Source organism: Enterobacter sp. 6722112, from assembly GCF_058661685.1.
On sequence record NZ_JBZWGR010000007.1, the window covers coordinates 4,146,847 to 4,159,021 of the forward strand.

At 55.6% G+C, this 12,175-nt stretch carries 11 protein-coding genes; 8 read left to right on the top strand and 3 right to left on the bottom strand.

Annotation, left to right across the window (positions count from 1 at the left end):
* Positions 1-24: 24 nt before the first annotated feature.
* Positions 25-849: a protein bax gene (locus AC4OVU_RS21340; RefSeq protein ID WP_023295596.1), complete on the bottom strand. Its 825-nt coding sequence runs from the start codon at positions 847-849 to the stop codon at positions 25-27.
* A 314-nt stretch (positions 850-1,163) separates the two neighbouring features.
* Between AC4OVU_RS21340 and AC4OVU_RS21345 the strand changes: the two genes are divergently transcribed.
* A complete protein-coding gene (locus AC4OVU_RS21345; RefSeq protein ID WP_023304609.1) occupies positions 1,164-3,194 on the top strand; it encodes an alpha-amylase in 2,031 nt (676 codons plus the stop codon).
* A gap of 190 nt (positions 3,195-3,384) precedes the next feature.
* The gene (avtA, locus tag AC4OVU_RS21350; protein WP_110292780.1) at positions 3,385-4,638 is read left to right on the top strand and encodes a valine--pyruvate transaminase; all 1,254 of its coding nucleotides are present in this window, start codon (positions 3,385-3,387) and stop codon (positions 4,636-4,638) included.
* A gap of 7 nt (positions 4,639-4,645) precedes the next feature.
* Here the strand turns inward: avtA and AC4OVU_RS21355 are convergent, their stop codons facing one another.
* A complete protein-coding gene (locus AC4OVU_RS21355; protein ID WP_023295598.1) occupies positions 4,646-5,101 on the bottom strand; it encodes a 4Fe-4S dicluster domain-containing protein in 456 nt (151 codons plus the stop codon).
* A 3-nt stretch (positions 5,102-5,104) separates the two neighbouring features.
* Complete coding sequence (yiaJ, locus tag AC4OVU_RS21360) at positions 5,105-5,923, bottom strand: IclR family transcriptional regulator YiaJ (RefSeq protein ID WP_015572751.1); 819 nt, start codon at positions 5,921-5,923, stop codon at positions 5,105-5,107.
* A 224-nt stretch (positions 5,924-6,147) separates the two neighbouring features.
* On the opposite strand from yiaJ, the gene yiaK reads away from it, so the two are divergent.
* The 6 genes from yiaK to ulaD all read left to right on the top strand — a co-directional run bounded on the left by yiaK (position 6,148) and on the right by ulaD (position 12,174).
* Positions 6,148-7,146 carry a 3-dehydro-L-gulonate 2-dehydrogenase gene (yiaK, locus tag AC4OVU_RS21365; protein WP_015572752.1) on the top strand — a complete coding sequence of 333 codons (999 nt, stop codon included), beginning with the start codon at positions 6,148-6,150 and terminating at the stop codon, positions 7,144-7,146.
* A gap of 10 nt (positions 7,147-7,156) precedes the next feature.
* Complete coding sequence (locus AC4OVU_RS21370) at positions 7,157-7,624, top strand: YhcH/YjgK/YiaL family protein (RefSeq protein ID WP_015572753.1); 468 nt, start codon at positions 7,157-7,159, stop codon at positions 7,622-7,624.
* A 26-nt stretch (positions 7,625-7,650) separates the two neighbouring features.
* Positions 7,651-8,577, top strand: a complete 927-nt coding sequence (locus AC4OVU_RS21375) for a DUF4862 family protein (protein ID WP_045339158.1) — start codon at positions 7,651-7,653, stop codon at positions 8,575-8,577.
* A 45-nt stretch (positions 8,578-8,622) separates the two neighbouring features.
* On the top strand, positions 8,623-9,942 hold the full coding sequence (locus tag AC4OVU_RS21380; RefSeq protein WP_022652031.1) for an MFS transporter: 1,320 nt from the start codon (positions 8,623-8,625) through the stop codon (positions 9,940-9,942).
* 76 nt (positions 9,943-10,018) lie between these two features.
* Entirely contained in the window at positions 10,019-11,524 is a 1,506-nt protein-coding gene (locus AC4OVU_RS21385; protein ID WP_015572756.1) for an FGGY-family carbohydrate kinase, read from the top strand.
* The gene (gene ulaD, locus AC4OVU_RS21390) at positions 11,521-12,174 is read left to right on the top strand and encodes a 3-keto-L-gulonate-6-phosphate decarboxylase UlaD (protein ID WP_017693795.1); all 654 of its coding nucleotides are present in this window, start codon (positions 11,521-11,523) and stop codon (positions 12,172-12,174) included. Before AC4OVU_RS21385 ends, ulaD begins: the two co-directional genes overlap by 4 nt.
* The last annotated feature ends 1 nt before the right edge of the window (position 12,175 follow it).

Sequence of the window (12,175 nt, forward strand, 5' to 3'; positions counted from 1 at the left end):
CCTTCAAGTGGAAGGCGTTTTTCATTACATATGTGCGGCAATCAGACGCTGGTTATCCTGGTACATGGAGAACAGGTAATTGTTATAACGCTGTCCCTGAGTGGAATAACCTTTCAGCTTGTGGATCATCGCCGTAGCCGTTACTTCCTGATCCGCCTTACGCAGCTGAGCGCGTGACTTACGGAACGAGGAGTAGGCCGGATGGGTGTTCAGGTTCACCACATAGGCATTCACGGAATCTTTCACCGATTCAAACTGTGAATAGCCCTTCACCTTGCCGGGTGCATTAGTACAACGACCTTTTGCGCATTTCATGCCAAACAGATTGTTGTTGTTGCGCGCCAGCTTCGAGGTGCCCCAACCGCTTTCGGCGGCGGCCATTGTCGCGACCATACTGCCTGGAATAATGTCCACACGCTCTAACAGAGTGTTCCACGGCACACGACGCGTGTTCCCGCTCCACTTCACTTTATAGCGTTTGGCGATGTCTTTCAGGCGAGTGCGCTCAGACGGCGACCAGCGGCTATCGTACTGTTTGGAGATCAGCCAGTTACGATCCGCAGTAATCGCGGCATTTTGACTTTTAATGTAAGGCATTACCGTCCGGAGAAACGCTTTTTTCCTTGGTGTCCCGGAAGGGTATTTTCGCAAATCAGGAAGTGAACTACTCTTTGCACTATTGCGAGAATACTCTTGTTTACTGCTAACCTTACTGCTTGTCGTCTTTATTACGTGGGCTTTCTTACTCGTTGTATCCGCGTGCGTCTTTGCAAGCACCTCACCTGAAAATGCCATGGTGAGTAACATGAGTATCGCGGCCCCATATCGTCGAATGGGAGTCGATATCATTAGGTCTCCTGGTCGGATATAAACATTCCAACACCTTATTTTCTTCAAAAATTTGAGAGCGGAATCTCAAATCATACCAAAAATAGTCCTCAAGAGCACGTATACAAATAGTCCAATTCCGAAACTATGTCATCCGGAACATGCTCATTAAATCACCAGCACTGGAAAAATGTGCGCGATATCGCAGATAACTGCCTAATTTTGCGCGGGATCACTCATCCCTTCGCGTCCTCCTGGCAGAAAGCCTCAGAGGAGGAGTTTTTCCCCTGAGCCGAGTGGCACACTGGTCAAAAATGCCGCGACAGGAAAATGGAATGAAACGCACTGCATTAGCTGTTCTGATGTTACCCGCATTCGCGCATGCCGACTGGTCATCGCCGGAATTTAACGCGTTTAGCGCTGAAGGTACCGGCGTCTTTACCAGCCAGGCAACGCTTGCGAAGGGTACCCGCCCGCTGACGTTGAGTCTTGATAACGCGTGCTGGCAGCCGACAGGTGCCATTAAACTCAACGAGATGCTGTCGCTCAAACCCTGCGAAGGGACCCCACCGCAGTGGCGGTTATTCCGTGACGGCGTTTATCAGATGCGTATTGATACGCGCTCGGGAACGCCGACGCTGATGTTGACGGTACAAAGTGCGGCGCCACAGCCTGTCGCAAACGTTACCCGCCAGTGCCCGAAGTGGGACGGCAAACCGCTCACGATCGATGTCGTTAACACCTTTCCGGAAGGCACGGTGGTGCGTGATTTTTACAGCAAACAGACCGCGACCGTTCAAAACGGCAAAGTAATTCTTCAGCCAGCCGCCAACAGCAATGGCCTGCTGCTGCTTGAGCGCGCCGAGACGGACAAACCCGCGCCATTCAGCTGGCAAAACGCCACCGTCTATTTCGTGCTGACCGATCGCTTCGTAAATGGCGACCCCACCAACGACAACAGCTATGGCCGCCATAAAGACGGTATGCAGGAGATTGGTACTTTCCACGGCGGCGATCTGAAAGGGCTTACCAGCAAACTGGATTACCTTCAGCAACTGGGCGTGAATGCGCTCTGGATAAGCTCACCGCTGGAGCAAATCCACGGCTGGGTTGGCGGCGGCACCAAAGGGGATTTCCCCCACTACGCCTATCACGGCTATTACACTCAGGACTGGACGAAACTCGACGCCAACATGGGCAGCGAAGATGATTTACGCCAGCTTGTCGACGACGCGCACAGGCGCGGTATCCGCGTCCTGTTTGACATTGTCATGAACCACGCGGGTTATGCGACGCTTGCAGATATGCAGGAGTATCAGTTTGGCGCGCTCTATTTGCAGGGCGATGAGCTGAAAAAAACCCTCGGCGAGCGCTGGACTGACTGGAAGCCAGGCGCCGGTCAAAGCTGGCACAGCTTCAACGATTACATCAACTTCAGTGACAAAGCCGCATGGGAAAAATGGTGGGGTAAAAAATGGATCCGTACCGATATCGGTGATTATGACAACCCGGGCTTTGACGATCTGACCATGTCGCTGGCCTTCCTGCCGGATCTGAAAACGGAATCTAAGATCCCGTCAGGTTTGCCGAACTTTTATCAACACAAGCCCGACACCAACGCGAAAGTGATGACGAATTTCACGCCGCGAGATTACCTGACCCACTGGCTCAGCCAGTGGGTACGTGACTACGGCATCGACGGCTTCCGGGTCGATACCGCTAAGCACGTTGAGCCTGAAGCCTGGCAGCAACTGAAAAACCAGGCCAGCCAGGCGCTGGCCGCGTGGAAAGCCGCCAACCCGGACAAAAAACTCGACAATGCGCCATTCTGGATGACCGGTGAATCCTGGGGCCACGGCGTGATGCAGAGCGATTATTACCGCCACGGCTTCGATGCGATGATCAACTTTGACTATCAGGAGCAGGCGGCGAAAGCGGTGGACTGTCTGGCCGATATGGATTTGACCTGGCAGCAAATGGCAGAAAAGCTGCAAAGTTTTAATGTGCTGAGCTATCTCTCCTCCCATGATACGCGTCTGTTCCGTGAAGGGGGCCAGCGCGCCGCTGAGTTACTGCTGCTGGCACCGGGAAGCGTCCAGATCTATTACGGCGATGAATCAGAGCGTCCATTCGGCCCGACGGGCTCCGATCCGCTACAGGGAACCCGTTCGGATATGAACTGGCAGGACGTCACGGGTAAACAGGCGTTAACTGTCGCCCACTGGCAGCTTCTGGGGCAGTTCCGCGCCCGTCATCCGGCGGTGGGTGAAGGCAAGCAAACAACGCTGTCAATGAAAGAGGGCTACGGCTTTGTGCGCGAGCACAAGGGCGATAAGGTGATGGTGGTGTGGGCGGGTAATCAATAGACCCCCTCACCCTAACCCTCTCCCCAGGGGGAGAGGGCCGGTGTGAGGGGCGTTCACCAGAACAATTCACCACACAAATACAAACCTACCACATAAAACAACAAATCCGACCACATTCGCCGATTTGCACCAACACGGTGCTGGCGTTATGGTTACTGCCTTTCATATTAAGCCCGACAGATCACCTGCTATGACGTTTTCACTATTCGGCGACAAATTTAACCGCCATTCAGGCATTACCCGCCTGATGGAGGACCTCAACGACGGGCTGCGCACCCCAGGCGCTATCATGCTTGGTGGCGGAAACCCGGCTCAAATTCCGGAGATGAACACCTACTTCCAGACGCTGCTGGCAGAGATGCTGGAAAACGGTAAAGCAACCGATGCGCTATGTAATTACGACGGCCCTCAGGGTAAAACAGAACTACTGACGCTTCTGGCGGCAATGCTGCGGGAAGCGCTGGGTTGGGATATCGAACAACAGAATATTGCACTGACAAACGGCAGTCAGAGCGCGTTTTTCTACTTATTCAATCTGTTCGCCGGACGCCGCGCCGACGGCACCACGAAAAAAGTGCTGTTCCCGCTGGCACCGGAGTATATCGGCTATGCCGATGCCGGCCTCGAAGAAGACCTGTTTGTTTCCGCACGTCCGAATATCGAGTTGCTGCCAGAGGGCCAGTTCAAATATCACGTCGATTTTGAACATCTGCATATCGGTGAAGAGACGGGCATGATCTGCGTATCACGTCCCACCAACCCGACGGGCAACGTGATCACCGACGACGAGCTGATGAAGCTGGATGCGCTGGCGAATCAGCACGGCATCCCGCTGGTGATCGATAATGCCTATGGCGTACCGTTCCCGGGGATCATCTTCAGCGAAGCGCGTCCGCTATGGAACCCGAATATCATCCTCTGCATGAGCCTCTCCAAGCTGGGCCTGCCGGGCAGCCGCTGCGGCATTATCATTGCTAACGAGAAAATCATCACCGCCATTACCAACATGAACGGCATTATTAGCCTTTCTCCTGGCGGCATCGGCCCGGCGATGATGTGCGAGATGATCAGGCGTAACGACCTGCTGCGCCTGTCGAATGAGGTGATTAAGCCGTTTTACTCTCAGCGCGTTCAGGAAACTATTGCCATCCTTCGCCGCTACTTACCGGAAGAACGCTGCCTGATCCATAAACCGGAAGGGGCAATTTTCCTGTGGCTGTGGTTTAAGGATCTGCCCATTACGACAGAGCTGCTTTATCAGCGTCTGAAAAAACGTGGCGTACTGATGGTGCCAGGGGATTACTTCTTCCCGGGGCTGGATAAGCCGTGGCCGCACACGCACCAGTGCATGCGCATGAACTACGTCCCGGACCCGGAAAAAATCGAAGCGGGTGTGAAAATTCTCGCCGAAGAGATTGAGAACGCCTGGCGCGAAGCCGGTTAATAAAACCTCAGGCCAGATTACGCAGCCGTTCCGCGCGTAATCTGGCGGGGTCTATGCAGCGCAGCGCGTGGGTGGGACAGGCTTCGACGCAGGCGGGACCGCCCTCGCGATGCGCGCACAAATCACATTTCAGCGCCTGAACGCGATCTTCCACGACCCGAACCTGCATTGCCCCGAACGGGCACGCCACCATACAGCTTTTGCAGCCGATACAGCGAGCCTGCTCAACGAGCCAGGCTCCCGCAGCACGGTGAATGGCCCCCGTCGGGCAGACATTCGCGCAGGGCGCATCTTCACACTGGTGGCAGCCCACGGCCGTGGTGAAGGTACCCCCCTTAACCACGCGGATCCGTGACGTAAGCGCTTCTGGCGTGGCGCTGCTTTGATGCGACATCATGCACGCCACCTCACAGGTGCGGCACCCGATACATTTTTCTGGATCCGTCAGAATAAATCGGTTCATCAGTTACGCCTCGCGCACGTTAAACCCCAGTTCTTTCGAGATAGCTTCCGCCGTGTCACGCAGCGGTTTTAGCAAGTTTTTCTCACCCACCTGCTTCATGCGCGACGTCGACAGCGAAATGGAGATGGCATAGGGCACGCGCCCGTGAATATCAAAGACCGGCACGGCGATACATGACACACCCAGTTCGTTCTCTTCTTTATCCATCGCCATACTGTGATCGCGAATTTCCGCCAGCTCATCATACATCGCGCTCAGTTCGGTGATGGTGTTGCGGGTCAAAGGTTGGATCTGTTCCTGGTGGCTTTCCCAGTAGCTCGCCACGTAATCCTGATGGCCAAACGCCATATAGATTTTGCCCATCGCAGAACAATAGAGCGGCATATGCTGGCCGATATATGCGCGCGTGCGCAGCATACCGGTTGTCGGCTCAAGCTTATAAATCAGGATCGCGTGATCATCTTCACGGCTGGAGAAGTTGACCGTTTCGCCGGTGGCAATGTTCAGCGCCTCGAGGTGCGGCGCCGCCACGTGAATAATATTGAGCGATGAAAGCGCCTTTTGCCCGACGGCGATAAATTTGGTGGTCAGACGATAGCTCCCTGCCGCCGGCGCCGGCGTCACGTACCCGCACGACTGCAACCCCTGCAATAACCGGTGCACGGTGCTTTTATTCAGCCCCGCCAGTTCTGATAAATGCGCAAGCGGACACCCGTTCGGATAGTTACTGAGGATTTCAATCAGCATCAGGCCGCGAAACAAGCTCTGGCTACCTGCTGGCCTCTCTTTTTCTTGCGTCATTTCGCTCTCTTTTATGCTCATCAAATGGCTCCTGTTTATCGCGCCCTGATGGTAGCGCAAAGTGTGGTTTAGTTCACGATCTCAACAGAAAAAACACAACCATTTGATTTTAATCGATTTTGAAAAACGTGAATGTCGTTGATCTGACAAAATTTGATCGTTATATTTGAAATCAGATTTCGTATAGTGAAATTTAGCGATAAAAAAGCACTCGCACTTGCCCCTAAAAAAACAGGAGAACAGGGATGAAAGTGACCTTCGAAGAGTTGAAAGCGGCGTTCAATCGGGTTCTGCTCGATCGCGGTGTAAAAGCGGATACCGCAGACGCCTGCGCCGAGATGTTCGCCCGCACCACGGAGTCCGGCGTTTATTCACACGGCGTCAACCGCTTCCCGCGATTTATTCAGCAGCTTGACGCAGGCGACATCATCCCTGACGCCCAGCCGAAACGCGTAACGACATTAGGTGCCATCGAACAGTGGGATGCCCAGCGTTCCATCGGCAACCTGACGGCGAAGAAGATGATGGACCGTGCTACCGAGCTGGCGTCCGATCACGGGATCGGCCTGGTGGCGCTGCGTAACGCTAACCACTGGATGCGCGGCGGCAGCTACGGCTGGCAGGCGGCGGAGAAAGGCTATATCGGCATCTGCTGGACCAACTCTATTGCCGTGATGCCCGCGTGGGGATCAAAAGAATGCTGCATCGGCACAAACCCGCTGATCGTCGCTATCCCGTCGAATCCAATCACCATGGTCGATATGTCGATGTCGATGTTCTCCTACGGCATGCTGGAGGTGAATCGCCTGGCCGGACGCGAATTACCGGTCGACGGCGGCTTTGACGATGAAGGCAATCTGACCAGAGAGCCGGGCGTGATTGAGAAAAACCGTCGCATTCTGCCCATGGGCTACTGGAAAGGTTCCGGCTTGTCGATTGTGCTCGACATGATCGCCACCCTGCTCTCTGACGGCGCGTCCGTCGCGGAAGTGACCCAGGACAACAGCGACGAATACGGCGTATCGCAGATCTTTATCGCCATCGAAGTGGATCGCCTGATCGACGGTCCAACCCGCGATGCCAAACTACAGCGCATCATGGACTTCATCACCACCGCAGAACGCGCTGATGAAAATGTCGCCGTCCGTCTGCCAGGCCATGAGTTCACACGCCTGCTGGAGGAGAATCGCCGCAACGGCATCACGGTTGACGACAGCGTGTGGGCGAAAATCCAGTCTCTGTAAGGAGTGGGTCATGATATTCGGACATATTGCACAGCCAAATCCATGTCGCCTGCCGCTGGCGATAGAAAAGGCGCTTAATTTTCTGCGTACCACGGATTTCACCACCCTGGCGCCGGGCGTGATCGAAATTGAAGGCCGCAACATTTTCGCCCAGGTTCTCGACCTCACCACAAAGGAACAGCACGAGAACCGCCCTGAAGTCCATCGCCGCTATCTGGATATCCAGTTTCTGGCCTGGGGCGAAGAAAAAATCGGTATTGCTATTGATACCGGGAATAACAAAATCAGCGAATCATTGCTGGAGCAACGGGATATTATTTTTTATCACGACAGCGAACATGAGTCATTTATCGAAATGATACCTGGCAGTTACGCCATATTTTTCCCGCAGGATGTTCACCGTCCTGCCTGTATTAAAAACAAGGGATCCGCAATTCGTAAAATTGTGGTGAAAGTGGCCATCAGCGAATTAGATTAATTTTCTGATAAATACAGGAATGCGAAATGACCAACACCGGTTTTATTATTGGTGCGTACCCCTGTGCACCCTCATTTCACCAGAAAGGGGAGCAGGAAGAATACGCCTTCTGGCGGGAACTTTCCGACACGCCAAATATTCGCGGGCTGGAACAACCTTGCCTTGAAAATCTCCATCCGTTTGGTGATGAATGGCTGTTTTGTCATACGCCGGGCGACTGGCAGATCGTTGTCACAGCCGTTATGGAAACCATGCGCCGCCGCGGCAGCAACGGCGCGTTTGGCCTGGCGTCCGCGGACGAAGAACAGCGTAAAGCGTGCATTGAATATTACCGCCATCTGCATCAAAAGATTGATGCCGTTAACACCCGCTTTCCCGGGAAAGTGATCGCTCTGGAAATGCAGGCCGCACCGCAGGCGGGTAATGATTCTGTCGAGCAAGCGACAGAAGCATTCTCCCGCTCGGTACGGGAAATCGCGAGCTGGGACTGGGGCTGCGATCTGGTGCTGGAACACTGTGATGCGATGAATGGCCCGGCGCCGCGTAAAGGGTTCTTGCCCTTAGAGCAGGTGCTGGAGGTAGTGAAAGAGACCGATATCAGCGTCTGTATCAACTGGGCACGTTCGGCCATCGAAGGTCGCAACACCGCCCTTCCGCTGGAACATGTTCAGGCGGCACTCGCTGCCGGGAAGCTGGGGGCGCTGATGTTTTCGGGCACGACCCCTCACGGTGAGTATGGAGAATGGCAGGATCTGCACGCGCCGTTTTCTTCGTTCTGCGCCGACAGTCTCATGTCCACTGAACATGTAAAAACGCTGTTTACTGCGGCGAGCGCCGCAACATTGAAATTCTCCGGTATTAAATTACTGGAAATAAATGCTAATGCTGACGTCAGCCATCGCATCGCTATTTTGCGCGACGGCATTAGCGCTATGAATAAAGCGTCACAATAAAAATAAAGAATACATTTTCCGGTTACCTTCAATGAGATATTAACTATGAATATTTCTTCTAATGCTCTACACGCGGACATTCCGCGCCAGCGCTGGCTAAGGATCATTCCCCCTATTCTTATCGCCTGCATTATTTCCTATATGGACCGCGTAAATATAGCTTTTGCGATGCCCGGCGGTATGGATGAAGAGCTGGGCATTTCCGCCACGATGGCGGGCCTGGCGGGGGGGATCTTTTTTATCGGCTATTTGTTCCTGCAAGTTCCCGGCGGCAAAATTGCCGTGCACGGCAGCGGTAAGAAGTTTATCGGCTGGTCGCTGGTTGCCTGGGCGGTGATCTCGGTTCTGACCGGGCTTGTGACCAACCAGTATCAGCTGCTGGTGCTGCGCTTCTTACTCGGCGTGGCGGAAGGTGGGATGCTGCCCGTTGTGCTCACGATGATCAGTAACTGGTTCCCGGATGCCGAGCGCGGCCGCGCCAACGCGATTGTGATCATGTTCGTGCCCATCGCCGGGATCATCACCGCCCCGCTGTCGGGCTGGATTATTACCGCTCTCGACTGGCGCTGGCTGTTCATTATTGAAGGTCTGATGTCCGTTGTTGTGCTGGTGCTGTGGGCGTTCACCGTCTACGACCGACCGCAGGAAGCACGCTGGATCTCTGAGGCCGAGAAAAACTACCTGGTACAAACGCTGGCGGCAGAGCAGCAGGCCATTGCGGGTAAAGAGGTGAAAAACGCCTCGCTCAGCGCGGTGCTGTCTGACAAAACCATGTGGCAGCTGATCGCCCTCAACTTCTTCTACCAGACTGGCATTTACGGTTACACCCTCTGGCTGCCCACCATTCTGAAGGAGCTGACGCACACCAGCATCGGCCAGGTGGGAATGCTCGCCATTCTGCCTTACATCGGCGCTATTGCCGGTATGTTCCTGTTCTCTTCGCTCTCTGACCGCACCGGCAAGCGCAAGCTGTTTGTCTCCCTGCCATTGATTGGCTTTGCGCTCTGCATGTTCCTCTCCGTGGCGCTGAAAGAGCACACCTGGCTGGCCTATGCCGCGCTGGTGGGCTGTGGCTTCTTCCTGCAATCCGCAGCGGGGGTGTTCTGGACCATACCGGCGCGTCTGTTCAGCGCTGAGATGGCGGGTGGCGCTCGCGGCGTGATTAATGCCCTGGGCAACCTCGGCGGGTTCTGCGGTCCTTATGCGGTAGGCGTACTGATCACCCTGTACAGCAAAGACGCAGGCGTTTACTGCCTGGCAGTTTCGCTGGCGCTGGCATCGCTGCTGGCCCTGCTGTTACCGGCGAAATGCGATGCCGGAGCAGAGCCCAACCCCACGGTGACTCCACATAAACGTGCGGCCTGAGGCCCTCACCTGACCCACTAAACCAAACCGTAGGCCGGGTAAGCGAAGCGCCACCCGGCAATTAAGCGAGAAGAAGATGAGTGAAAAAGAGCCCTTCTGGCTGGGTATCGATTGTGGCGGTACTTATCTGAAAGCCGGTTTATACAACAGCCAGGGCAAAGAAGTCTGTATTGAACGCCGCTCAGTGGCCACGCTCAGCCCCCGCGCCGGCTACGCCGAGCGGGATATGCACCAGCTCTGGCAGCACTGCCACAAAACTGTCGCCCTGCTGCTCAAAAATTCAGGCGCTGACGGCGGTCAGATCAAAGGCGTTGGCATTTCAGCCCAGGGCAAGGGGCTGTTTCTGCTCGATAAACAGGATCGCCCCCTGGGTAACGCCATACTCTCCTCCGATCGCCGTGCGCTGGAGATCGTGCAACGCTGGCAGCAGGACGGTATACCCGAAAAGCTCTATCCGCATACTCGCCAGACGCTGTGGACGGGGCATCCGGCCTCACTCCTGCGCTGGGTTAAAGAGAACGAGCCGCAGCGGTATCAGCAAATTGGCAGCGTGATGATGGCGCACGATTACCTGCGCTGGTGTCTGACCGGGGTCAAAGGCTGCGAAGAGAGCAACATCTCGGAATCCAATCTCTACAACATGAATACCGGGCAGTACGATCCGCAGCTCACGCGCTGGCTCGGCATCAGCGACATTGACGGTGCCCTGCCACCTATTATCGGTTCAGCAGAAATTTGCGGGGAAATCACCGCTCAGGCAGCCGCACTGACCGGTCTCACGGCGGGTACTCCCGTCGTTGGTGGACTGTTTGATGTGGTTTCCACCGCGATCTGCGCCGGGCTGCATGACGAACATACGCTGAATGCCGTAATGGGGACCTGGGCCGTAACCAGTGGGATTGCCCACGGCATCCGCGACAACGAGCCTTTCCCCTACGTCTATGGCCGCTACGTCCATCCGCAGCAGTTCATCGTTCATGAAGCCAGCCCCACGTCGTCCGGCAACCTGGAATGGCTGACGGCCCAATGGGGCGATATGTCATTCGATGAGATTAACCACGCCGTGGCCAGCCTGCCAAAAGCTGAAAGCGATGTGTTCTTCCTGCCTTTCCTCTACGGCAGCAACGCCGGGCTGGAGATGACCAGCGGCTTCTATGGCTTGCAGGCGCTGCATACCCGCGCGCACCTCCTCCAGGCGGTTTATGAAGGGGTGGTATTCAGCCACATGACCCACCTCAACCGTATGCTCGAACGCTTTCCCCACGTGCAGGCGTTGCGTGTGACGGGCGGCCCAACCCATTCGGACGTGTGGATGCAGATGCTCGCAGACGTCAGCGGCCTGGCGATTGAACTCCCGCAGGTGGAAGAGACCGGCTGTTCCGGTGCGGCGCTGGCCGCGCTCGTCGGTACAGGCCTTTATCCCGATTTTTACGCCGCTCAGCGCGCCCTCAGGCATGACATCCGGATGATTGAACCTGACATGCGTGCCCATGCCGCCTACCAGCGCAAATATCACCGTTACCAGCTACTGATTTCAGCATTACAGGGCTATCACGCCCGTGTTAAGGAGTACGACCTATGAGCCGACCATTATTGCAGCTGGCGCTCGACCACACCTCGCTTCAGGCCGCGCAGCGCGATGTCGCGACGCTTTCCGATCACGTCGACATCGTCGAAGCCGGCACCATTCTATGCCTGACCGAAGGGCTAAACGCCGTTCGCGCCCTGCGTGCGCAGTGTCCGGATAAAATTATCGTGGCGGACTGGAAAGTCGCCGATGCCGGAGAAACGCTGGCTGAGCAGGCGTTTGGCGCAGGCGCAAACTGGATGACCATCATCTGTGCCGCCCCGCTGGCCACCGTTGAACGTGGCCACGAGGTCGCACTGCGCGGCGGCGGCGAGATCCAGATGGAGCTGTTTGGCAACTGGACGCTGGACGACGCGCGCGCGTGGCATCGCATCGGGGTGAAGCAGGCGATTTACCACCGCGGGCGCGACGCACAGGCCAGCGGCCAGCAGTGGGGTGAGGCGGATCTCAGCAAAATGAAGGCGCTGTCCGATATCGGTTTGCAGCTTTCTATAACTGGCGGTATCACCCCCGCTGACCTGTCGCTGTTTAAGCAGATCAACGTCAAAGCCTTCATTGCCGGGCGCGCGCTGGCAGGCGCCGATAATCCGCCGCAGGTGGCACAGGCATTCCATTCGCAAATCCGCGACATCTGGGGAGAGTAAC

What these genes read in the sequence shown, in the direction of transcription:
- ulaD (WP_017693795.1), top strand. Translation starts at nt 11,521, where the DNA reads ATGAGCCGACCATTATTGCAGCTGGCGCTCGACCACACCTCGCTTCAG.
- yiaJ (WP_015572751.1), bottom strand. Translation starts at nt 5,923, where the DNA reads ATGAGCATAAAAGAGAGCGAAATGACGCAAGAAAAAGAGAGGCCAGCA.
- avtA (WP_110292780.1), top strand. Translation starts at nt 3,385, where the DNA reads ATGACGTTTTCACTATTCGGCGACAAATTTAACCGCCATTCAGGCATT.
- AC4OVU_RS21355 (WP_023295598.1), bottom strand. Translation starts at nt 5,101, where the DNA reads ATGAACCGATTTATTCTGACGGATCCAGAAAAATGTATCGGGTGCCGC.
- AC4OVU_RS21385 (WP_015572756.1), top strand. Translation starts at nt 10,019, where the DNA reads ATGAGTGAAAAAGAGCCCTTCTGGCTGGGTATCGATTGTGGCGGTACT.
- AC4OVU_RS21345 (WP_023304609.1), top strand. Translation starts at nt 1,164, where the DNA reads ATGAAACGCACTGCATTAGCTGTTCTGATGTTACCCGCATTCGCGCAT.
- AC4OVU_RS21340 (WP_023295596.1), bottom strand. Translation starts at nt 849, where the DNA reads ATGATATCGACTCCCATTCGACGATATGGGGCCGCGATACTCATGTTA.
- yiaK (WP_015572752.1), top strand. Translation starts at nt 6,148, where the DNA reads ATGAAAGTGACCTTCGAAGAGTTGAAAGCGGCGTTCAATCGGGTTCTG.
- AC4OVU_RS21380 (WP_022652031.1), top strand. Translation starts at nt 8,623, where the DNA reads ATGAATATTTCTTCTAATGCTCTACACGCGGACATTCCGCGCCAGCGC.
- AC4OVU_RS21370 (WP_015572753.1), top strand. Translation starts at nt 7,157, where the DNA reads ATGATATTCGGACATATTGCACAGCCAAATCCATGTCGCCTGCCGCTG.
- AC4OVU_RS21375 (WP_045339158.1), top strand. Translation starts at nt 7,651, where the DNA reads ATGACCAACACCGGTTTTATTATTGGTGCGTACCCCTGTGCACCCTCA.